A 23,672-nucleotide genomic window follows, 5' to 3' on the forward strand; every position below is an offset into this window, starting at 1 on the left:
TTTACTGATTTAATTAAAATCCAAAACCGAGGCCTATTTGTATGATGGCATCTTCATCAGATACAAAATAACCGGCATTTACAGATAGTGCATTTAAGCTACCTAACCAAAATCCGCCACCATAAGATTTGTGCCACGTGTTTGACATGTCGTCGGACACCCAAACACGGCCATAATCAAAACCACCAAATATACCCAAGGTGATTGGAGTTACTGCAGTGACGAATTCTTTTAAACGCCATTTAAGATCGGTACTCTGATAAAATGACGTTTTACCAGAAAAACGATCATTTCTGTAGCCGCGCAATCCGGTGTCGCCACCTACAGACTGGGCATGATAAAATAAATAGTCGTCTCCAAAATTGGTTCTAATTTCCGCTTTTGAGCCCAATACTAAGTCACCAGAAGGAATCAATTTACGATCAAAACCGAGTTTAAAAACTGCGTAACCAAATTGATTATTATCTAATTTCAGATTTTTCTTGTAGCCTAAAACCGCTTTAAAATAAAGTCCACGGGTGGGAAAGTCCATGGCATCGGCATTTTCATAGAGCACATCGGCTTCTGCTCCCACATAATTTTGGGTTTCAAAAACATCGTCTACAAAATTATCTGTATTAAAATAACGCTCCGGGTCATCTTCGACACTGTAGTTTTCAAATAGCGCATGTAAATGGATGCTTCGGTAAGCAATCCCACTTCTTAATTTAATTTGTTTTATGCGCGCCCTATTAAAATCCTTACCTACTGCATCTTCATCATAGGTGGTGTCATTTCCATAGCCAAAAAAGTTGTTAGCAAATTGGGCACTGGCATAATACCCAACCATTTCAAAATTCCAGTTAGGAATAATGTTAGCATAGACGCCATAATAGTTGGCTTCTACGGCACCAAAATTGAAAAAATAATTGGCCGATAGGGTATGCTTATATCTAAAATCCTCACCGTTAAAACCGTGGTTGGTGTAGGTGTCTTTCAATCCGAAGAATGCACCTTCATCAGTTTTAAATCCTAAATTTGGAAAAAATACGTTACTATTCTCTTTAAATTCACGGTAAATAAAAGTGTTGGTTTCATAAAGTTGGGTGAATTGTTTTGACGGAGTTTTATCTGTAAACTCAGCTTCTTCATGTTTCCAATCGTATACCTTCAGTTTTTTACGGTTGCTGATCTCAAAGACATCGTCTCCATGACCACCAATCAAGCGCACCATAATTTCACGATCTCCTTCTCCCGAAACTACAAATTTATCGTCATCATTTAAACCATAAATCCAGAGTTCTTTTGTGTCTTTTCTATCAAACGTGCGTTCAAAGAAAATGGGGTTAGGCGCATCTGTTTTTAATCGTTTGAGCACAACTTTGGTTTTGCCCTGTGGAAGACGCGTCACTTCTATTTTATCATCTTTATGCGTCCCATGGATGACCACAACCTGTTGCATTCTGTCTCCATATCGCTGAGCAATACCATCAAGGTTTTTCAATCGGCCTTTGAGTTTGCGTTTAATATCTTCAGAAGCTTCATCTTGGACTTCGGTTGGCAATCGTTTAAAAGCTTGGTCGATAACCTCATCAGTGATATTCGCTTGGATTATTTTTGCCTCTTCCACCCAAACAGAAGCATCGTGTTTATTCAAAAATGCGATGTCCAAATTATTGCCTTCAGCGTTAAACCATTTTACATTCTTTATATCCGTATCATAGGATTGCCAAAACCTCACATCAGGCATGATCATTTTGATAATTGGGATGGCAACGCCATCAAATTTTGAAAATGCTGCATCCCGATCGCGAGGGATAGGAATAAACCGTGTGTCATCTTTACTGACCTCATATTGTATCCAGCGCCATTGGTCTTGATGACGGTCCCAATCGCCAATAAGCATATCAAATAATCGGGCGCGGATGTAAGCACGTTGGTCTATGCTATATTTTTCGCTTCTATTCAGTTTTTCTAGAACATCGGTAGTGCTTTCAAAGTTGACCGCTTCTCCTTTTTCTTCAGGATTTGCACGATTGTAGCCTTCGTAATCTTTTTGTTCCATCATTGGGCGTTCCTCAATAAAATATAATTGATCGCCATAATTAGGTCCCAGGAACTTAAACCCTGGTTGCTTTGGTAAATAGTATAACTGCGGGTTAGCGTGGTTGACACCTGCCGATTTTGCTATCGGATCAATGACCAATTGCATATAGGGATGGCTCGTGCTAAAAAAGTCATAAACAACCGTTTCGGCAAATGTGCCTTTGAAATCTTCTTCCACGTAGGCGATGCCAGGAACTTTAAACCGCAGGAACTTTAAAGCATCCTTTTCCAGCCCTCTCATGGCATATTCCTTACCTTTTGCATCTTCAAGACGTGCAGAAAAAGACTGATGCCCACCGCCTTGTTTGGTAATTTTTAAACCTGCATATAAAGTGTCCAAGATGGCAATATTTGCCGTAACCGGTGTTCCTAAATAAGAACGGTATCGATCACCCCACACAAATTTATAAAATCCGGATTTATCAAGTTTATCTTTATCGGTAGTGATGGGCAGTGTTTTTGTGTGTTCTGAAAATGTCGGAATTGGATATTCTTCAATTTTTTCTGGAAATTTACTATTGAGGTCAAAAACATAGGCTTCTTTCTCAGTCACAAATTTAACTTCAGAAGTACCATCTTCAAAATAATTTATGACGGCAAAGCCATTTTCTCCATAGGTGAATTTACCTTCAAAATCCAAAGAACCCCCAATATTGGAAATGGTGCCTTTTGATATTTTTGTGCCCGTACGTTTGCCTAAGGAACCACTTATAATTTGACGAATGTTATCACTGGCCAAGTATTGTAAACTTTGTTCGTGTCCGGAAACAATAGTCACCCGATCATTATCCTGTACCAACGAACTGATGACGGTACGCATATAATTATACCGATGGGATTTGAGTCTTTGTTTTGAGAAACCTCCTAAATCTATAATTTCGTTAACAATATTACCAACAATTGGCAATGGTGTTATACTTTCTAAAAAGGTTCGGTTTCCCGCATATTTACCATTGCTAAATATGGGATGATGCATGACAATCAATAAGTTTTTTCCTCTGGAATCTTTGATATATCCTTCAAATTCTTCGTTAAATCTGCGCTTGGTATTGATGTCTGGACACTTTTTGTTCATACCTTCAACATGGTCCCAATTCGTTTCAAACCAATTGGAATCGACATAGAGAATATCTAGAGTTTCATCGATTTCGACATATTCTAAAGGACAGACATTTGTGGGTTGCACTTCAAAATTTTTAATTTCCTTATCTTTTAAATAGTCTTCAACCCATTCTATTTCCTTGGTATTGTTGCTGCTCCACTCATTACTGCCGGGAATGAATACGGTTTTCCCTTTAAAATCCTTGGCGATTTTAATTTGTGATTTTATATATCTTTCCCTCTCATTTTCGTCGGGATTTTCTGGAAGGTAATCGCCGGTATAAAGTAAGGTGCTTTTCTTGTTGGCCTTGTCCAAATAGGACTTTAGGAGATTTTGAAGTTCAGGATTGGAGTCAGTTTCTGTAGTTCCTAAGCCACCAACAACATAAAACGTATGCACAGGCTCTTTTGAGGTTGGCCTTTCTTTTTCGGAAATTTTAGATTGTGGCTTATAAGTGGCACAAGCCGAAAGGGTAACAATCAAAAGGGATATCAAAATATTTCTTCTCATGGAAATTGTATTATTCTTAAATAGAAAGCATTACCAAATGCATTGATGATTCAGTAATGTGTGCATATTATTAAATGTTTCAAACATGGGCGTACCCATTCCAAAATATCTTTAACTGCATTGTTTGTCTATAAAATCTATGTATTAATGAAAGCAATACTTTTCTGGATCACCGTTTTTAAAGGTTTTGGAAGATCGTCTTTCAACCAAGGATGTGATGCCCCAAAGACATGATCACTATTTTCTATGGGAAATAAGATACTTTTAGGATTCCAGGAATGCAACTCTTCAGCTTCATTATAGGCTACGGAAGGATCTTCTCTTGAATGGATAATAAGATGCGGAATTTTCAAGTTTTTAACGGCTTTTTCAATGTTTAAGCGCGATTCGTTTGCTTTGAAATCTTCATAAAACTGATAATTATGTGGCATTTCCTGTTTGGTCCTACCGTTCAGCACGTATTTTACGCCGTCTTTTTTCCATTGTTCAAGTTCCCCAGATGTGGCCGTTCTCCTTCCGAAATCGCTGACACTTGCCCACGTAATCAACTGCGTAATACTTTGGTCTTCTGATGCTTTTATGGTCGCAATCCCACCACCCCGAGAATGGCCGATAACAATAAGCTTGTTAGGATTGATTTCAGCTTGAAAAGGATTGGATGTAGAATGCAAAAATTTGATGAGCGCATCCAAATCCTCGAGTTCCTTTGAATAGTTGTTATCTGCAAAAGCTTCTAAATCTGGAAAATCAATGGGCTGATCCATCGTGCCGCCATTATGAGAAAAATTGAATTTCACGAAAAATAAATTAGCTTCCGAAAAAGCTTCTGCCACTAAATCCCACGCGCCCCAATCTTTAAATCCTTTATAGCCATGACAAAATATGACTAAAGGTTTTTGGGTATTGGTCGCGTTGAAAAAGGCATCCCAAAGAATTGGCTTTTTATGCGGTCTTTTTAAAATGTTGTTCTTTTGTGTCATGGTCATGTTAAAAATAGGCCATTATTTTCGTTTATCAATGACGAGAATGGGTTTTCGACTTAATTTAGGAAATCTTAAGGCATCGATCACTTCCTTATCAGACCATTCGATCTTGGGAGTGACCCGTAATTTGGCTCGAAAATGATCTTTTATTTGATTCAATAATTCATCTGAAGGCGAATCTGATGCAATTCTGATCAAAATTTCATCCGTTCCAATGGCATTATGGCTGATTTCTATAACAAAACACTCCAAAGCATTGAAATTATTAAGAATATTTTGCATCGCTGGCGGATATAATGTGGTACCCTTATATTTGATCATTTGTTTTTTACGACCGGCAATTGGTCCCAAGCGCAACGTCGTTCTTCCGCAGGAACAGGGTTGGTTATGGGCTTTCATCATATCACCTGTTTTAAAACGTAATAGCGGCATAGCTTCAATGCCTAAAGTGGTGATGGTAAGTTCGCCAATTTCCCCATCTTTTACCGGTTGATCATAATCATCCAAAAGCTCTGCAATGATGAGCTCAGGATGGAGGTGCCCCCCTTGTTGAGCTTCGCATTCGGTAAAGGCGGTGCTCATTTCAGTGGAGGCATAGGTTGAAAATAAATCAATTTGCCAATGCTCAGTAATTTTTTCACCTAAGGTATTAAGGGTGAAATCGTCGTTTCTGAAAGACTCTCCAATACAAATGGCACCTTTTATTCCGGAAGCATTTAAATCGATATCATGTTGTTCGGCATATTTAATCAGTTTCAACAAAAACGAAGGCACAACAATGAGGTAGGTGGGTTTAAATTTTATAATGGAATCCCATTGTAATTCTGGAATGCCCGCGCCAACCCTGATAATTCCTGCACCTAACTTTCTGACGCCTAAAAAGTAGGCTAATCCGGCCATAAATCGTCGGTCAATTGTGGTCATTAATTGTAAAACATCACTTGACGTGACACCTGCGCAGGCGAAAGAAATGGCCTCGTTATAAGCCAAACGCTCCAAATCGGCATCAGTAAGGGCGAAGGTCACCGGATCACCCAAAGTTCCTGATGTCGTGACATAATCAATGATTTTAGATTTTGGGACGCAGATGAAATCGTCATTGAATTGTTGGATATCATCTTTTGTGGTCACGGGAATCTCTGTCAGATCCTCAAGGGTTTGAATCTTTGCAACTGTGATTTGATGCTGTTCAAAATGACGTTGATAAAAAGGAGAATTCTCTGAGAGATAGTTCAGGGCAATTTTGAGTTTTGCTTCCTGAAAGGTTTTTATTTCTGCTGTAGATTTCGTTTCAATTTCAGGAATCATCTTGCTTTTCGTTTAGATTTTTTAAGATATTTGGATACTTTATCTGCTTCCAACTGCGTCGCTATTTCTTTTTCGGAAGCTACTTCAAAATTTTTCAACGCCTTATGATAATCTTTATGATTGTAAAAATAAAGTCCTGCAAGATAATAGGCTTTCCAATACTTCGGATTTAAATGTGATAATTTCTGAAGTGTGCTGTCGTCGAGCTTTTCTTTATGGTTCAAGGCATGTTCCACTTTGGCTTCCAAAACCCGATACATTTCATAATTTCTATAGGTTTCCGTAGTCAGAAATGGATCTTTTGGAATGTTGAGTTTTGGGTTGGATAACGTCACAGCCGATGGATTTCCTTGTCGGTCACTAAACACTGTATTCAAATCATAAGCTACAAACTCACCCAATTGATACGGATTAGCGGAAACCCAAACTTTCAACTCTTCAGGTTTGAAAACAATGCCATGATGTGCCAAAAGTTGATTCAGTGCTTTTTCATTCCCATAGCCAATAGCTTTATCGTCTAATCCGTTGGTGTTTCTTAATATTGAAACCGCTTTCTCAGGATTAAGTTTTTCTTTTTCATCAAGCAATTGGGCCATCCGATCATATCGGTATTGCGAATGGCTATTTTGAATTGTTTTTTTATTGCGACGATCTTTTCTATACGGATCACTTTGGAAATGGTTGGAACAAATTAATTCATCTGAGTTATTTACATTGTAAACCCCAAAATCTTTGGGTGAAACTTCTATCAAAACAGCCTTACGGTCTTTGGCACTGCTCACCATTATGGCTTCTGAAACAAAAACTTCTCGTTTTTTAGCTATCGCAATGGCTTCCTCAATGGTGCAGGCATATTGTAAAATCTCCCGAGTCAAGATGGAAATTGGTGTTTTTGCAATCCAAGGAATTTTAGATTTTCCTGCGTTGATGGTTACCGTCAAACCTTTTTCATTCATGCCCGAAACGACGCCTATAAACCCGCTCCAAGAAATGGACATAAATTTGTATCCTTTATGTGGATTGATGAACGAGACCACTTTGTTTTCTGCAAAATCATCGCCAGCATAAAAGTCAAAGTTTCTACCGATTAAAAGCCCGCCGTCCTCCGTTTTTCCATCCCAAGCCGCAAAAGACGTACAGCCTACCAATGCCAGGTCTTGCAATGCATGGGCAATATCATGCGCACCATGGAGATATAAAGCTCTCAGATAAGGTGTTGCAATGGCATCATAATCATCAGACATATAGCGAGAAATCCCGTAAAGTTCCGACTGAAATTCCTCGGGCACATGTTTGTACATTTTACGGTTGTACCAGGACAAAAATTTTCTGAGGAATTTTTGCTGTCCTTCCGAAGGGACCAAACTTTCTATTTTATTCAAAAAAACAGCCTCTTGTTTATACATCAACTCTTCAGATAATAGGCCTGCAATGAGTCCGCGTTCCAACGGATCGCCTTCTACATAAAGTTCCCAAAGCCCTTGTTTGTTTTTGGTCAGAAAATTATTTCCGACAAAAAAAGTGGAGTCGTTGATTGCTGTACGCTCAGGAATATTTGCGTTATATCCACTAATGTCCGGGAGGCTATTAAGCGATTTTCTAATACCACAAGAACTGAGTGCTAAAAGGAATATGCTACTAAAAATTAAATGTCTTATGTGATGCTTGTTATGCATCTGGATACTTTTTTTTGTAATTTTTGTTCATGCGTTTCACCATCTGGTTTTCTTTGTAATCTACCCATCCTTGACCGATAGTACGGCGCATGACATTTTCAAAAGTGCGCATAAAAACAATATTTGAAAAGAGTTTTGCCAAACGGCCCACTTTTCTTGGAAACGCACGTAAAGTGATGGAAAATCCGCCATCTAGATAGGTAATATAATGCCAATAGCCACTTGGCATGTACAGGGCATCGCCATGTTTCATTTGTACAGAAATCCCTTCTGCCAATTGTAAAGCTGGATATTTTTTAAAATCAGGATGGTCCATATCAATTGTTTCGAGATTATGCACCGTAAATGGCACCTTATAAAGATGTTTGGCTTGATCTGGAGCAAAAAGAGTAACCTGTTTGTGGCCATGAAAATGAAAATGGACCAAATCTGCCAAGTCCATATCATAATGAGCCAAGACCTTGGAGCCTTTTCCTCCAAAGAACATCACGGGTAATTTTTTAAAAAACTGCAGTCCGATATCAGGATAACTGAAATCGTTAAGTAATTGCGGCATTTTTTGCAGCACGTTATAAAAGAACATCCGCAAATCTGTAGGTTGGGTTTTGAGGATTTCTATATAATCGTAAAGTTTCATTTTTTCAGCCGGAACAACTGAGTTTTGACGGCCTTTGGTAGGCTCATTATTGTATAAGGGGACAATTTGATCTCCAGCTAAGCTTTGTATATAATCCAGGTTCCATTTTTCATAAGCGGGCCAGTTTTTAGTGAGATCCTCAATTAGAACTGGCTTTTGTGGCTTGAAATAATGTTCAATAAAGTCTTCCTTACTGATGGATTTTACTCTGGTAATTGGTGTTGTTTTGATGGTTCCCATATTGAAGGCTTTTGTTTGACAAATTACTTAAAGTTTTTCGGATTTCTTCCGGCTGATATTTTTACTGCAGATTCCGCTCATATTTGCTGAACTTTTCCATTAATTCCTTCTGCGTTATTCTGGATTAATCTGCGCCCTTTGCCGGAGAATTTATTTTAGGTGATTTCTTCGAGATCAATTGTCGATATAATATTGGCTGCACTACGAATGAAATAAACATGGCTGCAAGAATTCCAATTATTGAAATGGTTGCTAAAGAATGTAACGCTGGATGCTTTGCAAAAATCAATACCCCAACCCCCAAGATCGTGGTTAAAACGGACAGAATGATTGAGGTTTTATGAGTGGTCATGGATGATTTTCCTGAGAGCATCCCGTTGGTCATAAAAATACTATAATCAACACCCAATCCAAAAATAAAGCTGGAAATGATAATGTTGAAAATATTGAATTCTAAATGAAAAAGACCCATAATACCTATGGTTACAAACCATGTAATGATAATGGGTATGACCGTAACCAAGGTTAATTTGATGTTTTGATAAAACACGAGCAACAATAAAACAACTACAATAACACAATATACCAACAACTTATTAAAATCGTTTTTAAGATGGCCCAATAGCGTTTCATTGATGGCCTGTCGGTCAATAACTAGGGTGTTATTAAAATTCATGAACCTGTTTTTAATTTTCTCAATATGATTGTTTTCTACATTAACTACTGAGCTTATGGTCATAAAATTATCCTCCTTGGCAATAAAATCGGAAATCGGAATCACATTAATTTTTCTATAATCATCAATTGATAACGGTTGAAAGTCGTGATCTAAAAGTGTGTAGAATTCTTTGAACGTAGAGGGCTTAAAACCGAATTGACTTCCGGTTTCAATTAATTGAGATTGGATTTGGGTTTTTAAGTCTGCAGTCCAAAAGTGATCCCAAACTTTGATGGATGCTTGTTGTTTTTTGTCCGACCCTACCAAAGCGCCAACAGAATTATAACTTATGATTTGATTTTCTTTCTCTAGATTTTGAAGTTGATTGAAAATTTCATCGTTGGTTTCCAGAACCTTTTGTTCGTTCGTTCCAAAAGTGATGACGTACAATGATTTAGATGAAATATTGATGAGTGTGTCCAATTTCGCTTCCGCGGATTTTATGGCTTCCGGTTGAAAATTTAGATTGGAAATATCTTGGTTAAATGTCACGCGTTGGTAGCTAAAGGCACTTATTATGAGAAGGACGGCAATACTTCCGATAAAGATTTTGTTTTTGTGAAAGTCGTAAGAAGCTATTTTGTCAACTATAGAACGTTTCGTATCCTTAGTAGAAGTTCCTTTATAAACCTGAGGAATAAACACCAAAGCAAAAACAGACGCACCCATAACACTGATGGCAGCAAAAACGCCTAAATCTTGAAGTGCTGGAGAATCGACAAACAAAAGACATAAAAATGCCAATGCTGTTGTTAAACTGCTCATTAAGATTGGTTTTGAGACGCTGTCAAAAAGCTCTTTTGCTGTTTCTTTATTTCGGATATGGGTCAGGATGTGCAAAGAATAATCCAATGTCACTCCTAAAAGTACGGCCCCAATCCCCAATGAAATCGCAGAAATTTCAGATCGGACTACTGATAAAACAGAGATGGCTAAGAGGCCGCCAAAAAGGGTGGGCACAAATAGAATAATAGGAATGGTCAATTTTTTATAGAACACAATAAAAAGTGTCATCAGTAAAACCATGGCAATGGTAACGGTAATCTGAATGTCGTTTTTGATTTGTTGGGCGTTGGCGACTGCAATCAACGTTCCACCAAAATAGGAACTTTGTGCTTTGTCTTTAAAAACTTTATTTAAGCTCTCTTGAAACTGATACAGTTGCTCTGAGAACTGGGCGTTTTCCGTGGTGTAATTGCTAGGATGTGTGGGCGTAATAAAAAGAAGGACATGTAGCCCATCTTTGCTGACCAAAAACCCCTCTTTTAAAGTGAAATCATCTGAAATACCTAATTGCTGTAAATGTTTTAAAGCCATCAATGAGATCCCCAACGGATCTTTAATGAGGGTTTTTTTAGAAACAATTCCTGAGGGAGAAATTAAGGTTTTATAATTATTTTCTGTGATTTTTGCAATGGAATCCGGATGTAGCTTCTTAGAAATGTTCTTATAATCGGCAGCTTTTAATAATAAAGGGACATTGTTGTACACGAAATCCATGGTTTCAAATATGGTTTCGTCTTCAATTTTACCTTGAATGTCTTTTACAAACGATTTGGAGTGGGTAGAAAGAGAATCTAAAAACTGAGTGGCATAGTCCGTTAAATCATCTGTAATGCCACTTTTTTCTTTTTCAATATGTACGATGATTTTATCGGCAAATTGAGCAGTCTTTAAAACTTTTTGTAATTGTTGGTTTTCCAAATTGCTCGGAATTAGTTTTGAGATGTCTTCATCAAATTTAATGGTGGACGCGACCCATATAAGAATTCCGAAAATCAGGATTAAAACAATTCCAAAAACCGTTCTCTGCCTTTGGATACGGTTATATAAAGCATAGAAAAAATTAGCCATGTGTTAACACTTTTTTACTGTCAATTATTAAGAAAAACACATAGCCTAAGAGGCCAAATACCAAGGCAGAGGATGTGGAAAGGACCAAGCTACCAATAAGATAGGATTCCAAATGTAACATCAAATCAAAATTTTCTCGAATGCCTTCCAAAGTGTAATGGGATTCAATTCTCAACACCCAGTTTCCAGTTTGCAGGCTCGATAAAAGCACAAAAGGGATAAATGGCGGGAAACTGATATTTGAAAAAGCAAAAGCAATAAGTTTATTGAGCTTGAGTAAAATAGCTAAAAAAATGACGATAACGGTATGAAAACCCCAAAGTGGCGACAAGCCCAGAAAAACGCCTAATGCGATGGATAAGGCTTTCTTTTTTGGAGAATCCTGGTTTCTTAAAAAGTCGTCAAAAAAAAATCGTTTTAGACCTTTTTTTTTTAGTTTTCTGAAAAAATTACGAGGCGTGATATAAAAGAGTCTAACAAGAAGAAACCAAATATAAAGGACGACCATTCGCGAAATATCCATAAATGGTCGGAAGTGTGAAACCCGTTCATCTAAGTCATAAAGTATTTTAATGGGCACATGTATAATAGCAATACCTGCCCAATAGGATTTGACGATGACTTCAATTTCAAATTCAAATTTTTTAGTGGCCTTCATAAATTTGATGGAGGCCATTTCCTTGATGGGATACATGCGAAAACCGGATTGTGAATCTTGAAGTTTCAGTCCTGTGGCAGCTTTCATCCAATAGGTTGACACCCGGTTGCCTTTAGCGCTTTTTGCTAAGACATTTGCAGTATTCATGTTGCGATCCCCAATAATAAGAATGTTTTTGTTTTCAGAGGCCTCAAGCGCTTCAATAAAATTGGGAATATCTGATGGAAAATGTTGACCGTCAGTATCTAATGTTATGGCATAAACAAAACCTAAACTAACAGCATGCTTAAATGCGGTTTTCAAGGCATTTCCTTTTCCAACGTTTTGAGGGAGATGTAACTGGATTGTTTGAGGATAATTTAATAAAATTTCTCGTGTGCTATCCGTTGATCCATCATTGACGACAATGACGTCCGTGGTGTATTGTAAAACGCCAATTAAAACCCGTTCCAAAGTCTTCTCGTTGTTGTAAGTGGGTAAGACCACACAACACCGTAAAGATTTTATTTGAGATTGGATTTCTGGGAGCGTCATAAATTTGAGACGTAATTAGCGTTTGTCAAAGGTAATATAACATTTCAATACTGGTGTTCCGTCTTTAAAAGAAGTGGTATTTTTTACCTTGACATATTGAAGATCTTCCTCTAAAGTAATGCTAAATTTTAAGATGGCATTCTTATTTGGATCCACCAAAGACAAGAATTTGACATTGGAAGCCGATTTCAAAAACAAGGGTTGTTGAAGCTGTTTTTCAGTAAGTTCTTTAATAATCTGCATCAGTGCAACTCCTGGAGTAACTGGAAAATTGGGGAAGTGACCATTAAAAATAGAATGTTCTTTTTGAACGTTAATAACGGTCTCAAATGAATTGTCCTCATGAAATTCTGACGTTTGGATTTTGTAGAAATTTTTTAGTAACATCTTTTATTTTTAGGTTTTCTGCTCTAGAGGCGTAGAGCCGAAGAGTTTAGAACGTCAATTTCTTCTACGGATTAAATTTTCTTCAATTAATCGCGCTTCTGTATGCCATCAATTTTTAAAATTACTTTCAGAAACCGTCGTATTTACTTTTCTATTTTGAAATGTAATCACCGTATAATCAGCATTGGGCTCAATTAATTTGACTTCATCAACTTCGGCAGTTATACCCGAAAACTTAAGTTCAAAGGAGGCAATGAATTTTCTCAGACGTTTATCTTTCGGAACAAATTTCACCAAATAAATCTCGTCTAATTTAAAATATTCCAAATCAAATTGTGTTTCGTCAAACATATCACCTTTAATACTATTAACAATTAGAGAATTTAAGCTTCTGAACATTTTATTGGAACTTAAATCTATATTTTGTCTTTTTCCTTCGTTATTGACAAGCAGTTGGTCATCTTTAAAAATCGCGGTGTTTTGATAAGGTTTGATATATTCCCATTTCACTAAATCGGGAGCCTTAAATACCAGTTTTCCTTCGGAAGTAATTGCATTATCTAAAACAGAAATATGTTTGGTTTGCACAAAATCGCTGATGATGGTTTCTGTGTTTTCGGCGGTCCTTTGAACTTTCGTTTTGAATTCCGTTTGCTCTGATTCAGAGAGTTTTGTTTGTGAAATCCCGTTGAAAACAGATAGAATAGTAAACGTTAAAAGGAGTATTTGATTTCTAATTTTCATGGAGAAGTTCATTTATGGTCACGGCTTGATAGTCGTGATCTTGGAGGAATTGCAATAAATGTTCCAAAAATAGCAAAACATTTGATTGTTTGTCGTGCAAGAGAATTATCGCTCCGGGATGTACGCGTTTTGTAATGCGTTTGAGAATCTTCTGAGGATTATTAATAACCGTATCAAAAGAACGTATGTTCCAACCGATGACTTTATGCTCAGTAACCTTTAATGCCTTGGCCAATTTGGGCGTGGTGACTCCAAAAGGCGGTCTGAACAGCGTTGTTTTTTTACCGGTGATTTTATGGATGCTATTGTCGGTTTGCTTGATTTCCTGCAGCCACCTTTCTGTGGAATTAAAATCGATCATTAAGTCGTGTGAAAATGAGTGGTTACCGATGTCGTGGCCACCATCCGCAATGGCTCTTAAAATCTCAGGATAGGTTTCAATATTTTGACCGATGCAGAAGAAAGTTGCTTTCGCATTGTAATCTTTCAGAATTTGCAGCACCTTTAATGTAAACTCTGAGTTTGGGCCGTCGTCGAATGTAAGCGCGATTTTTTTATCCGTAACGATTTTATTAGAAGTGATGGATTTTAAATAAAATTTCCAACTCATGGAGAATGATGCTATGGCCATCATCAAAAACCAAAACATAAAGAGTAATCCATACCACCACAATGCAATGCCATCAGTAGTATCAAGGATGATCAACAATAAAAATAACAGGATGGTACTAACCGTTAAAATTCTGAAGTTTTTCATCGTTTCAAAAGGATAAAACTGTGATCGCGACCTTTAAATTGATTGTAAAGTAAAATAGTATGCTTATTAGATTTGGTTTCTCCTTTAAAAATCAGTGCTTTTGGAATCTCTTGCCGCGAGAGGATTTCATAGGCAGTCCACAACCCAAAAGAGGATGCAGTGTAAAATTCGCCACTGAGATGTTTGTAATGTAGTTGGGTGATATTTTCGAAAAGATCGGCGGTTAAGTTGTAATAGTGGTCAAATACATCCCCATTTCTGCCTACTATGAGCGCGTCAATTTCAGAAAGCTGAAGGGTGTTTTTTTCTAAAAACCTCATGATGTTGTCCTGAATGGACGTTGTTGAAATTTTACTCCAGACTTCAATATCCATCAGTTCTATACTATTTTCTGTTTTCTCTGAGGACACAATAAAAAACGTTGCGCCTTCGCCAAATGGTACTTGAATTCCTAAACTATCGGCATCTTCCATCATGCGTCGATAAGTGACGATTTCCTTGCCCAATTCCTCGTAACCTCCAACGAGCACGTTTTCTGCTTCTCCTTGTTGTAAGAGTACCTGCGCATCCATTAACGCCCATTCAAATGATACCGAAGCCTGACTATACGTGTTATTGTAAGCTTTGCATTTTAGATTTAAAGCAATTTGTGCACCCACGGTATTATGGGTGGATTGTATGAAAGAGGTGGGTGTTAAAAATTGTTCACTGTTAGAAATGATGGCGTTCAAAAACTTCTCAGTATCATCAATACAACCCATTCCTGTTCCTGTAATAATGGCATCAGGTTGAGTGATCGCCATGTTTTTTAATGCTTGAGTAGCAGCAGTGACTCCCATTTTTACCGCTTCAGCCATACGCCTTAAGTTGGCAGGCGTGATATAATGTTTATAATTTGGATAATTGGCTGTAATTGTTTTTCCTGAAAGTTCTTTGGTCTCATTCAAAAACCCTTCTTGATCAAAAGTGTCCTGGGCTGAAATATTTACGGCGGTATTGAGGTAGACTTTTTTCATGCTTTTGAGAAAATAAGCGTGGAGCAATTGCCGCCAAATCCGAAGGAATTGGATAGTACATGCCGTATCTCTTTTTTAATCCCAGAAGTTATGGGTTTGAGTCCAGTTTCTGGCATGGGGGTATTAAAGTTGAGGTTTGGAAAGAGGTACTGTTCCTGTAATGCTAAGATAGAAAACACCGCTTCTATGGCACCGGCGGCGGCCAAAGTGTGGCCTGTAAAGGACTTTGTAGAACTGAAATCTGGCATCTGATCTCCAAACACTCGTTTTAGAGCGATACTTTCTGAAAGGTCGTTATTGGGTGTTGCGGTGCCGTGAGCATTGATATAATCGATTTGATCAGGATTCAAGTTTGCTATTTCCAATGCTTTTTGCATTGCCAGAAATGCCCCCTCACCATTATCAGAAGATGCTGTTTGATGAAAAGCATCATTGGCATTGCCATAACCAGAAAGATAAGCAAGGACATCTTTTTTTTCTTTTTGTACCACGGTATCAGATTCCAAAACCAAATAAGCGGCAGCTTCTCCCAAATTCAATCCTTTACGATGGGCATCAAAAGGTGCGCAAAGGGCATCAGATTGAATCATCAAGGTTTTGAATCCGTTGATGGTAAATTTTGATAACGAATCTGTGCCGCCAACAACAACGCGATCTAATTTTCCTGCTTTTATCAAACGTTCCCCCAGCATTATGGCGTTTGCTGCTGAAGAACATGCGGTGCTAATTGTAGTGACCAATCCGTTAATACCAAGCGTATCTGCAATCTTTTGGGTAGAATCACCCGCATGATGGGTTGCGATATATTTTTGAGTTGTCACATCCGTGGCAAATTGCTTGATATATTGTTCAGTCATATCCATCCCTCCCACGGTTGTAGAGGAGATAAATCCGGTTCTATAGGTTGAGCAATCAGAAATGTTTGAATTTTCAAGTGCCGCTGTTGCGGCTACAAGTCCTAACAATCCTGTTCTGGTATAATTATGGATTTCAGGAAGGTGTAGTTGTCTTGTTAATTCAGCGTTAGAAAGCAAAACTTCACCTACTTTAATTGCTTGGGAATGGTTGGTAAGGATATGTCGTAGATTTCCAATACCACTTTTTGATGCCAATAAAGACGTCTTGTTTTCTTCAACAGAGTGACCTATTGCAGAAATGATACCCATTCCGGTAATTGCAACGCCCATATTTAGTGTTATTTGCTCCTGTTCTCTGTAATATAATCTGCCAGAACAGCAATCGATTTAAAAATTTCTTTCCCTTCTTTTGGGTCCGTTAATTGGATGCCGTAATCTTTGTCCAACATCACAATAAGTTCTAAAGCATCAATAGAATCCAATCCTAATCCATCACCAAAAAGTGCATCATCGTCTGCAATATCGGCAACGCTAAATTCTTCCAAATTTAATTGCTCTATAATTTTCTCTTTTAATTCCTGTCTTAATTCTGCCATGTTTTATATAATCTCTTAATTTCTTTGGGGCTATGTGCAATAATACCATTTTCTTCTACCAAATATAAGAAAGCTTCGTAGTTTTTATCATCCAGATCAACCCAACCGCACAAGACTTTTTCAGCTTTTTGTTGCTTTAAAAGACTTTGCACGTTGATCCATAAATGATCGGCATTAAAGCTGTCAAATATAAAAAAACAATTTTCAGAATGGAGTTGATGTTTGATGCTTATTTCGCCAATACAAATATTGGGTAAGGTGTATACAAATACGGAGGGACTTGGAAAGAAATTTTCAGAATCACTGATGGACGATTGATAGGCTCTATCGGTATCGAGACTGGATGCTTTATTGGATAAAATGATTGCGATATTATGTTCCTTATTTGAATCTAATTTAGCACTTTTCAATAAGATATCAGCCGCCAAGAATGCCAATTTACTCAAATTGTCCATTTTGTAGAATTTGGGGTATTTGGTATTCAAATGTTGTGCTGCACTTTTAATAAACGACTGAAATTCCTGATTGGAACTCGAAAACAGAAGCTTTCCATCAACTGAAATGCTGCTGTTTTTAATATGACAATAGGACGATATATGGTATGTTTTACCCAAAAGCCTTAGTTTTTTTGCAAACAAGCATGGTGTGATATTCTCCAAGCTTTAAATCTTCCTTAATAGTCAGCCCCGCTTTATTTATTAGGTATTCAAACACCGTAGACGGATACATCTTGCTGTTGCCGTTGGCCATGACCGTAAAATATAGTGATGTGGCTTCCAAAATAAATTTTGACATGGGGAATTCTTGACGATCCGTAAAGGTTTCAATGATGATCAATTCAGTGTTATCATTCATTGAAGTGACACAAGTGGATAGGATTTTAAGGATTTCATCTTCTGAAAAACAATCCAGAAACTGACTCATCCAAATGACGTCAGCCCCTGTTGGAATTGCTGGGTTGGGTTTTAGCCAATCGATTTGCTGTCCACTGATGCGATTTTCAAAGCCTGCATCTTGAATATTTTTTAAAGCCTTATTTAATTGCCCGGGCAAATCGATAATTTTCACCTGGATATTTTCGTCATAATTAAAACATTGTAATGCAAACTTTCCTGTGTTACCACCAATATCAAACAAAAGTTTTGGTTGGTTTTTAAAAACGCGTTCTAAAGCTTCCACAAAAATTCCGTCTGAATAATAATGGTCAAATTCAAACCACGATTGTTGCTCTTGCGGTGTTAATTGCGAAAGTCCTTCATAGATGGTGTCCCATTCTCCAAGCTCTTTTAAGCCTGATGGTTTGCCAGTTTCAATGGCTTTCTCTAAATGAAATAGACCTTTATAGCATATATCATGAGTAAAATTCAGGTTGACATTGACCGCTTTGTCATAATTTAGAAAGTAGCCTATTTTCGTGAGTTCGTAGGTGCCATTTTCCGATTTATGAACGATATCTGCACTTTCAGAAAACTCGAGAAGTACACCAAGCCCATAGCGACTGATGGATAGTTTTTCGGAAAGGTCAGCAAGGGTAATCCCACCTTGATCGCGACTATCAAAGATCAGGTCAAAAACCCCCAGTTTTTTTAAGGTTACTGACGATTGAAAGATAAATGGTGCGAAAGCAATCTTTTGTGCTTCCAATAGGGCATCTGCGGCTCTAATTGTTTTTTTTGTCATAAATTTTTAGGATACTTTTCTGAAAAGGACAGCAGTATTGCAGCCTCCAAATCCAGACGCGGTTTTTAAAAATGTTCGTAACTTTTGTTGGGTAGTTTCCGTAATGATATGGAGTGGTTGTGAAACCCCTAAAGTTTTAAATCCTGCGGATGCAATTAGGGTATTTTGATGTAAGGACTGCATGCCGATAAGGGTTTCCAACAAACCTGATGCGCCCAAGGTATGCCCAAAATAACCTTTTAAACTATTTAATGGCGTTTGGTTTAATCCTACCCTATTAAAAGCAATAGCCTCCATTTCATCATTAAATAGTGTTGCAGTGCCATGAGATGAAAGATAATCGATTTCATTTGTGCTGATATGTGCTTCTTTTAATGCCGATTTAACACTTCTGTACAATCCTTCGCCAGTACGTGAGGGCCCGGATATGTGATTGGCGTCATTGCAACTGCCTTCTCCCAAGATTTCTACGGTATCATCAGATAAATAGTCATTGGACGAAGTTACCAAAACACTTACCGCCGCTTCCCCTAAATTAATTCCAGTACGATTTTGATCAAAAGGTTGGCATGGAGCATCACTCAGGGCGTGAAACGAGTTGAAACCTGAAAGTACAAAATCTGAGATTATATCTCCCGCAACCACAAAAACATGATCATAAACACCTTCTTGAAGATAGCGCTTGGCAATGGCAACAGACAAGATTCCAGAAACACAAGCATTGGAAATTACAAGAGGCTCATTTTCAAATCCGAAATAATTTTTGATGATTTTTCCCAGTTCACTCAAATAGGTACGTTCTTTTGGAAATTGATTTTGATGCTCCAAGACATCAATATTTCCTTTGGTGGTGGAAATAATAAGGCCCACGCGGTTATTTATTTCAATGTTTGATGCAGTTATCGTTTTCGAAAGTGACAAGATCAGCATTTTTTCTAAACGCGTGAATTTATTTTTTGAATCTAAGATTTTAAACTTTGAATCTAAGATTTCAGTGGGAATTACAGCACCGAAAAATGGTTTGTAGAATCGGGTAGGATCTTCTACGATTTGGATACCACTTTTCTCATTTTTAAGGTGATTGAAAACGGTAGTCGTGTCAAAACCTAATGATGACGTGATATTATGATATGATAAATAACACTTAGTCATGCAATAATCCGTGTTTTTGTTTCCAGATCTTATAAAATTCGGGCAAATTTAACGACATTTCTCCCACCTCGGAATTGGTGAAAACTTGAGTGGTTTCGCCAGTGCAAACCGTTTGACCGTTTTCGTTTTTAATACAATAGGAGAACACGATTTTTGCAGCGCGCGAATTTAAATAAGTGGTTTCAATGGTGGCTACTTCGCCATAGCGCAAGGGTAATTTATATTCTAAGGACATTTTTACAATTGGAGTTGCAAATCCTTGGTTTTTGGCATCAAGATAGGTCAGACCAAATTCCCTTCCGAAGGCTTCACGTCCTTCTTCGAAATATTTCACATAATTCCCGTGCCAAACCACGTCCATTGAATCGACTTCGTTAAATCGCACTCTAATTTGATGGACAAATTTTAAGGTAGAATTTTCTTGTTTTAAATTTGACTTTTTCATTCGTCTTCTTTGAGAACAGTATTCATTTGGGCGTTGGCAATTATAATACCATTACTAACGGTAGAAAGTTTAACCGTGGACATGTGCATAATTTGATGAATAATGGAGACCTCCGTGGTCATGTTCTCACCTATTTTTGGTAACTTTTCGATTTTTAGACTTTTTATGGAGGCGATGAATCCTTCTTTTGCTGACCTCTCTTCAGAATAGTTCTTAAATCCGATATATAAGGCGGCAGCTTGCGCCATGTGTTCTATCAAGCCTGTTTCTAATAACTCATCATTGATTAAAAATATATTATCTTTTAGAATAGTAAAGCCAACGAGTGCTTTCCCATCATTACATTCCAACAATGAATCGACCATTATCATCGGCTCACGATGTGGAATTAGTTTTTTGATGCCATCAAGATGGGTAATCGGGGTTTTTAAAGTTTTCATTTTCTATCCTCCCAAAAATCATAAAAATTGAACCATTGCAACGGATATTTTTTGACCATATGTTCTACACTTTCGGTATATTTTTTTAATAGGTCGTTTATATCGCCTTGTTTGTAATCCACCCACTGCGCATATAAATGGTAATGCCGTTTGGGTTCACGCATCACATAAACAAACAAAACAGGTACATTTAAACGGTTGGCCAAATAAAAAGGTCCCAATGGGAATTTTGCTTTCTTGCCTAAAAGTGTTGCTTCCAGATATTTCGTGTTGTCCAAATATCGGTCTCCAGCAATACAAATAATTCTGTTTTGCGCCAATGCCGCATTGATTTCAAAAATATGGGATAAATCGTCTTTGACCACTATAAAATGAGTCTCTTTTTTTACGAACTGCTCCAAATAGTCTTTAATGTCTTCATGGTCTTGATCTGTGATGACAATACTGATGGAATCTTTGGCTAATCGTTCCTTGAAAAAGAATTGCGCCAATTCAAAGTTGCCAATATGCGCGCTGATTAGAATGCCACCTTTATTCATTTCCAATACTTCAGAAATTTTTACTTCCCCATTAAATTCATAGGTATAATCGCTTCTTAAACCGGATGAGATGGCAATTTTATCAACTAAGGTCTGACCAAATGTATAGTACGTTTTGTAGATGCTGACCATAGTTTTAGAACGCGAATAGCCCATTCTATTTCTGAAATATAGACATAATCCCCTTACGTTTTTACCCGAAAACAAGCAGAAGTAGGGTACGGGAAGATGCATTAATGCGTAGGCAGCGTCAATTCCGAAGTTCTTTATAAAAAACACAAAGACCTTAAAACCGAAAACAGTCCCCCTCGATTTACCATCCCACTCTGCCATTGTAATTGTGAAGTTAAGGTTTTTGAATTAAGCGTATTATTAAAGCATCAAATTTACATGAATTTTTCGGTTCAGAAATTACAAAGTTCTTAGTGCACGCCACCAGTTATCCCGATCACTTCGCCAGTAATATACGATGCGTTTTTTGATGCCAAGAAAGAGACCAAATGCGCTACTTCTTCAGGAGTTCCAAACCTATTGGCGGGAATCATCTTTTTAAGACTTGCTTCGTCCAGATTTTCGGTCATGTCAGTCTTTATAAAACCAGGAGCTACAGCATTTACCGTAACATTGCGTTTGGCAACTTCTTGAGCCAATGATTTTGTAGCGGCAATAACCGCACCTTTTGCAGCGGAATAGTTGGTCTGTCCAGAAACACCTTTCAGTCCAGAAATCGATACCATATTAATAATGCGACCATAGCGGTTTAATAACATTTTTTCAATCAAATGGTTGGTCACATTAAAGAATCCGTTGAGACTGATGTTGATGACGTCGTGCCATTCGTCAGGCTTCATCCACATAAAAAGTCCGTCCTTCGTAATCCCAGCATTGTTGACCAAAACTTCAATAAGCGCATCAGATTGTTGTTCCTGCCAGGTATTTAGTGCGTTTTGCACGTTTTCAATTTTGGAAACATCAAATTGAATGATTTGACCAGAACCGCCAACAGCTTCAACTTCGGTTAAAGTTTGAAGTGCAGCTTCTTTGTTGGCGTTATAATTGATGAGAATATGATATTCTGAATCTTTGGCAAGTTGGATGCAGATGGCTTTGCCAATACCTCTGGAACCTCCGGTGATTAGTGCGCATTTCTTTGCCATGTCAGTTTTGTTTATGCTCATTAATTAGAAAGTCCTTCACTGCATTCACATAAGGATACATAACCACATCCTCCTTAAACATAGGAACAATGGCACGAATATCATCATACATCTGCTTAGTTTTTGAGGACACTTTATCTTTTATGTTCAAATATTCAATGGCCTGCGTAATGGTAATCAACTCAATAGCGAGTACCTCGAAGGCATTTTCAATCACTTTTTTTGTAATCAAAGCAGCATTGGTGCCCATGCTGACAATGTCTTGGTTGTCATTATTATTAGGTATACTGTGCACGTACATTGGGTTAGAAAGCATTTGATTTTCTGCCGTTGTTGAGGTCGCGGTAAATTGAACGCCTTGCATTCCAAAATTCACTCCGAGTTTTCCCAGATTGACAAATGGTGGCAAGATTCTATTGAGATTTGGATTGAGTAGGTAATTTAATTGGCGCTCAGCTAACATCGAAGTTTTGGTTACTACCAATTTTAGCTTGTCCATTTCTAAGGATACATAATCTCCGTGAAAATTTCCACCATGAAAGACATTTTGATTTTTGACATCTACTATCGGATTGTCATTTGCGGAATTGACTTCTTCAATTAAAATTGCTTCTGCCGTATTTAAGGTATCCAAAACGGGACCTAAGATTTGTGGCACGCAACGTAAAGAATAATACTCCTGAACTTTATCTTCAAAAACAGCAACGTTTTTGACCTCATTATATAAATGATGTTCGCGTTTTTTTATTAAATAGCTGTCCTTTAAATGGGTGCGCATGAGTTCTGCAATTTCACGTTGCCCCTGATGTTTTTTTGATTGGTTCAATTCAAAAGAGAGGTGGTCATCGTAGGCACTTACAATTTCATTAATTGCAGAAGAAGCTGTCACCGTCCAGTTTAAAATTTGACGTGTGTAAATAGTGTTTACAATGCCCACGCCTGTCATCACTGAAGTGCCATTCATTAGAGCGATGCCTTCGCGTAGTTGTATGGAAATGGGTTGTAAATTTTCTTTTTTGAAAACAATTTCTGTGGCATGTTTTTCTCCTTTATATAGAACTTCTCCTTCACCAATCATCACCAACGCCAAGTGTGCCAATTGTACCAAGTCGCCACTGGCGCCAACGCCACCATGTTCATAAATAACCGGAGTGATATCTTTATTGATCAATTGGACCATTAGTTGTATCACTGATTTGTGTACGCCAGAATTTCCTAAACACAGGGTGTTGAGTCGCGCTAACATAGCCGCCTTAACATACAATGGCGGCATTGGATTTCCAGTTCCTGAAGCATGGCTTCTGATCAGGTTATATTGAAGCTGTATCCGCTCTGAATCTTCAATTTTATACTGCGCCATCGGACCAAAACCTGTGTTGACACCGTAAATAATCTTATTTTCTGAAAAGGTCTTTAAAAACTCAAAGCTCTCTTCGACCGTTTTAAGAACGTTTTCTTCAATTTGAATCAATTGATTGCCAAATAGGATTTGTTGAAAATCGCTGATTCCTAAGGTTCCATTAAGTGCTAACATTCAGATTGGGTTCACAATGTTTTTAAATAGTTCAATAACCAGAAGTAAAGTGGTTATTTTTGT

At 37.7% G+C, this 23,672-nt stretch carries 21 protein-coding genes; all 21 read right to left on the minus strand.

What is annotated here, in order from left to right; all coding sequences use genetic code 11:
* Positions 1 to 13: 13 nt before the first annotated feature.
* Positions 14 to 3,697, minus strand: a complete 3,684-nt coding sequence (locus VLZ86_RS08400) for a ShlB/FhaC/HecB family hemolysin secretion/activation protein (RefSeq protein ID WP_325450242.1) — start codon at positions 3,695 to 3,697, stop codon at positions 14 to 16.
* A 137-nt stretch (positions 3,698 to 3,834) separates the two neighbouring features.
* Positions 3,835 to 4,677 carry an alpha/beta hydrolase family protein gene (locus VLZ86_RS08405; RefSeq protein WP_414652546.1) on the minus strand — a complete coding sequence of 281 codons (843 nt, stop codon included), beginning with the start codon at positions 4,675 to 4,677 and terminating at the stop codon, positions 3,835 to 3,837.
* Between the two features lie 21 nt (positions 4,678 to 4,698).
* On the minus strand, positions 4,699 to 5,988 hold the full coding sequence (locus tag VLZ86_RS08410) for a phenylacetate--CoA ligase family protein (protein WP_325450246.1): 1,290 nt from the start codon (positions 5,986 to 5,988) through the stop codon (positions 4,699 to 4,701).
* Positions 5,985 to 7,664 carry a C45 family peptidase gene (locus VLZ86_RS08415; RefSeq protein WP_325450248.1) on the minus strand — a complete coding sequence of 560 codons (1,680 nt, stop codon included), beginning with the start codon at positions 7,662 to 7,664 and terminating at the stop codon, positions 5,985 to 5,987. The genes VLZ86_RS08410 and VLZ86_RS08415 overlap by 4 nt, the downstream gene beginning before the upstream one ends.
* Positions 7,657 to 8,541 (minus strand): cupin-like domain-containing protein, encoded by an 885-nt coding sequence (locus tag VLZ86_RS08420; protein ID WP_325450249.1) that lies wholly within the window; start codon positions 8,539 to 8,541, stop codon positions 7,657 to 7,659. The genes VLZ86_RS08415 and VLZ86_RS08420 overlap by 8 nt, the downstream gene beginning before the upstream one ends.
* Positions 8,542 to 8,665: 124 nt before the next feature.
* Positions 8,666 to 11,113 carry an MMPL family transporter gene (locus VLZ86_RS08425; RefSeq protein WP_325450250.1) on the minus strand — a complete coding sequence of 816 codons (2,448 nt, stop codon included), beginning with the start codon at positions 11,111 to 11,113 and terminating at the stop codon, positions 8,666 to 8,668.
* A complete protein-coding gene (locus tag VLZ86_RS08430) occupies positions 11,106 to 12,305 on the minus strand; it encodes a DUF2062 domain-containing protein (RefSeq protein WP_325450252.1) in 1,200 nt (399 codons plus the stop codon). The genes VLZ86_RS08425 and VLZ86_RS08430 overlap by 8 nt, the downstream gene beginning before the upstream one ends.
* A gap of 15 nt (positions 12,306 to 12,320) precedes the next feature.
* Positions 12,321 to 12,692, minus strand: coding sequence for a 3-hydroxyacyl-ACP dehydratase (locus VLZ86_RS08435; protein ID WP_325450254.1), 372 nt, complete (start codon positions 12,690 to 12,692; stop codon positions 12,321 to 12,323).
* 108 nt (positions 12,693 to 12,800) lie between these two features.
* Positions 12,801 to 13,436, minus strand: a complete 636-nt coding sequence (locus VLZ86_RS08440; protein ID WP_325450256.1) for an outer membrane lipoprotein carrier protein LolA — start codon at positions 13,434 to 13,436, stop codon at positions 12,801 to 12,803.
* A complete protein-coding gene (locus VLZ86_RS08445) occupies positions 13,426 to 14,193 on the minus strand; it encodes a polysaccharide deacetylase family protein (protein WP_325450258.1) in 768 nt (255 codons plus the stop codon). Before VLZ86_RS08445 ends, VLZ86_RS08440 begins: the two co-directional genes overlap by 11 nt.
* Positions 14,190 to 15,209, minus strand: coding sequence for a beta-ketoacyl synthase chain length factor (locus tag VLZ86_RS08450; RefSeq protein ID WP_325450260.1), 1,020 nt, complete (start codon positions 15,207 to 15,209; stop codon positions 14,190 to 14,192). The genes VLZ86_RS08445 and VLZ86_RS08450 overlap by 4 nt, the downstream gene beginning before the upstream one ends.
* Positions 15,206 to 16,396, minus strand: a complete 1,191-nt coding sequence (locus tag VLZ86_RS08455; RefSeq protein ID WP_325450262.1) for a beta-ketoacyl-[acyl-carrier-protein] synthase family protein — start codon at positions 16,394 to 16,396, stop codon at positions 15,206 to 15,208. The genes VLZ86_RS08450 and VLZ86_RS08455 overlap by 4 nt, the downstream gene beginning before the upstream one ends.
* A gap of 8 nt (positions 16,397 to 16,404) precedes the next feature.
* Complete coding sequence (locus VLZ86_RS08460) at positions 16,405 to 16,662, minus strand: phosphopantetheine-binding protein (protein ID WP_325450264.1); 258 nt, start codon at positions 16,660 to 16,662, stop codon at positions 16,405 to 16,407.
* Positions 16,650 to 17,276 (minus strand): 3-oxoacyl-ACP synthase, encoded by a 627-nt coding sequence (locus tag VLZ86_RS08465; RefSeq protein ID WP_325450266.1) that lies wholly within the window; start codon positions 17,274 to 17,276, stop codon positions 16,650 to 16,652. The genes VLZ86_RS08460 and VLZ86_RS08465 overlap by 13 nt, the downstream gene beginning before the upstream one ends.
* A complete protein-coding gene (locus VLZ86_RS08470) occupies positions 17,269 to 18,342 on the minus strand; it encodes a methyltransferase (protein ID WP_325450268.1) in 1,074 nt (357 codons plus the stop codon). The genes VLZ86_RS08465 and VLZ86_RS08470 overlap by 8 nt, the downstream gene beginning before the upstream one ends.
* Positions 18,343 to 18,348: 6 nt before the next feature.
* A complete protein-coding gene (locus VLZ86_RS08475) occupies positions 18,349 to 19,494 on the minus strand; it encodes a beta-ketoacyl synthase N-terminal-like domain-containing protein (protein WP_325450270.1) in 1,146 nt (381 codons plus the stop codon).
* Positions 19,487 to 19,939: an acyl-CoA thioesterase gene (locus tag VLZ86_RS08480; RefSeq protein WP_325450272.1), complete on the minus strand. Its 453-nt coding sequence runs from the start codon at positions 19,937 to 19,939 to the stop codon at positions 19,487 to 19,489. The genes VLZ86_RS08475 and VLZ86_RS08480 overlap by 8 nt, the downstream gene beginning before the upstream one ends.
* A complete protein-coding gene (locus tag VLZ86_RS08485) occupies positions 19,936 to 20,379 on the minus strand; it encodes a hypothetical protein (RefSeq protein ID WP_325450274.1) in 444 nt (147 codons plus the stop codon). The genes VLZ86_RS08480 and VLZ86_RS08485 overlap by 4 nt, the downstream gene beginning before the upstream one ends.
* Complete coding sequence (locus VLZ86_RS08490) at positions 20,376 to 21,251, minus strand: lipid A biosynthesis acyltransferase (protein WP_325450276.1); 876 nt, start codon at positions 21,249 to 21,251, stop codon at positions 20,376 to 20,378. Before VLZ86_RS08490 ends, VLZ86_RS08485 begins: the two co-directional genes overlap by 4 nt.
* An 89-nt stretch (positions 21,252 to 21,340) precedes the next feature.
* Positions 21,341 to 22,075 carry a 3-oxoacyl-ACP reductase FabG gene (gene fabG, locus VLZ86_RS08495; RefSeq protein ID WP_325450278.1) on the minus strand — a complete coding sequence of 245 codons (735 nt, stop codon included), beginning with the start codon at positions 22,073 to 22,075 and terminating at the stop codon, positions 21,341 to 21,343.
* A 1-nt stretch (position 22,076) separates the two neighbouring features.
* Positions 22,077 to 23,609, minus strand: coding sequence for an aromatic amino acid ammonia-lyase (locus VLZ86_RS08500; RefSeq protein ID WP_325450280.1), 1,533 nt, complete (start codon positions 23,607 to 23,609; stop codon positions 22,077 to 22,079).
* Positions 23,610 to 23,672: the final 63 nt, after the last annotated feature.

The organism is Gelidibacter sp., assembly GCF_035515035.1.
Lineage (GTDB): Bacteria > Bacteroidota > Bacteroidia > Flavobacteriales > Flavobacteriaceae > Gelidibacter.

Excerpts from the sequence above, each read along its gene's own strand:
- VLZ86_RS08485 (WP_325450274.1), bottom strand. The coding sequence starts at position 20,379 with ATGAAAACTTTAAAAACCCCGATTACCCATCTTGATGGCATCAAAAAA.
- VLZ86_RS08480 (WP_325450272.1), bottom strand. The coding sequence starts at position 19,939 with ATGAAAAAGTCAAATTTAAAACAAGAAAATTCTACCTTAAAATTTGTC.
- VLZ86_RS08450 (WP_325450260.1), bottom strand. The coding sequence starts at position 15,209 with ATGAAAAAAGTCTACCTCAATACCGCCGTAAATATTTCAGCCCAGGAC.
- VLZ86_RS08430 (WP_325450252.1), bottom strand. The coding sequence starts at position 12,305 with ATGACGCTCCCAGAAATCCAATCTCAAATAAAATCTTTACGGTGTTGT.
- VLZ86_RS08425 (WP_325450250.1), bottom strand. The coding sequence starts at position 11,113 with ATGGCTAATTTTTTCTATGCTTTATATAACCGTATCCAAAGGCAGAGA.
- VLZ86_RS08500 (WP_325450280.1), bottom strand. The coding sequence starts at position 23,609 with ATGTTAGCACTTAATGGAACCTTAGGAATCAGCGATTTTCAACAAATC.
- VLZ86_RS08455 (WP_325450262.1), bottom strand. The coding sequence starts at position 16,396 with ATGGGCGTTGCAATTACCGGAATGGGTATCATTTCTGCAATAGGTCAC.
- VLZ86_RS08420 (WP_325450249.1), bottom strand. The coding sequence starts at position 8,541 with ATGGGAACCATCAAAACAACACCAATTACCAGAGTAAAATCCATCAGT.
- VLZ86_RS08400 (WP_325450242.1), bottom strand. The coding sequence starts at position 3,697 with ATGAGAAGAAATATTTTGATATCCCTTTTGATTGTTACCCTTTCGGCT.
- VLZ86_RS08460 (WP_325450264.1), bottom strand. The coding sequence starts at position 16,662 with ATGGCAGAATTAAGACAGGAATTAAAAGAGAAAATTATAGAGCAATTA.
- VLZ86_RS08470 (WP_325450268.1), bottom strand. The coding sequence starts at position 18,342 with ATGACAAAAAAAACAATTAGAGCCGCAGATGCCCTATTGGAAGCACAA.
- VLZ86_RS08445 (WP_325450258.1), bottom strand. The coding sequence starts at position 14,193 with ATGAAAAACTTCAGAATTTTAACGGTTAGTACCATCCTGTTATTTTTA.
- VLZ86_RS08475 (WP_325450270.1), bottom strand. The coding sequence starts at position 19,494 with ATGACTAAGTGTTATTTATCATATCATAATATCACGTCATCATTAGGT.
- VLZ86_RS08490 (WP_325450276.1), bottom strand. The coding sequence starts at position 21,251 with ATGGCAGAGTGGGATGGTAAATCGAGGGGGACTGTTTTCGGTTTTAAG.
- VLZ86_RS08405 (WP_414652546.1), bottom strand. The coding sequence starts at position 4,677 with ATGACACAAAAGAACAACATTTTAAAAAGACCGCATAAAAAGCCAATT.
- VLZ86_RS08415 (WP_325450248.1), bottom strand. The coding sequence starts at position 7,664 with ATGCATAACAAGCATCACATAAGACATTTAATTTTTAGTAGCATATTC.
- VLZ86_RS08410 (WP_325450246.1), bottom strand. The coding sequence starts at position 5,988 with ATGATTCCTGAAATTGAAACGAAATCTACAGCAGAAATAAAAACCTTT.
- fabG (WP_325450278.1), bottom strand. The coding sequence starts at position 22,075 with ATGGCAAAGAAATGCGCACTAATCACCGGAGGTTCCAGAGGTATTGGC.
- VLZ86_RS08440 (WP_325450256.1), bottom strand. The coding sequence starts at position 13,436 with ATGAAAATTAGAAATCAAATACTCCTTTTAACGTTTACTATTCTATCT.
- VLZ86_RS08435 (WP_325450254.1), bottom strand. The coding sequence starts at position 12,692 with ATGTTACTAAAAAATTTCTACAAAATCCAAACGTCAGAATTTCATGAG.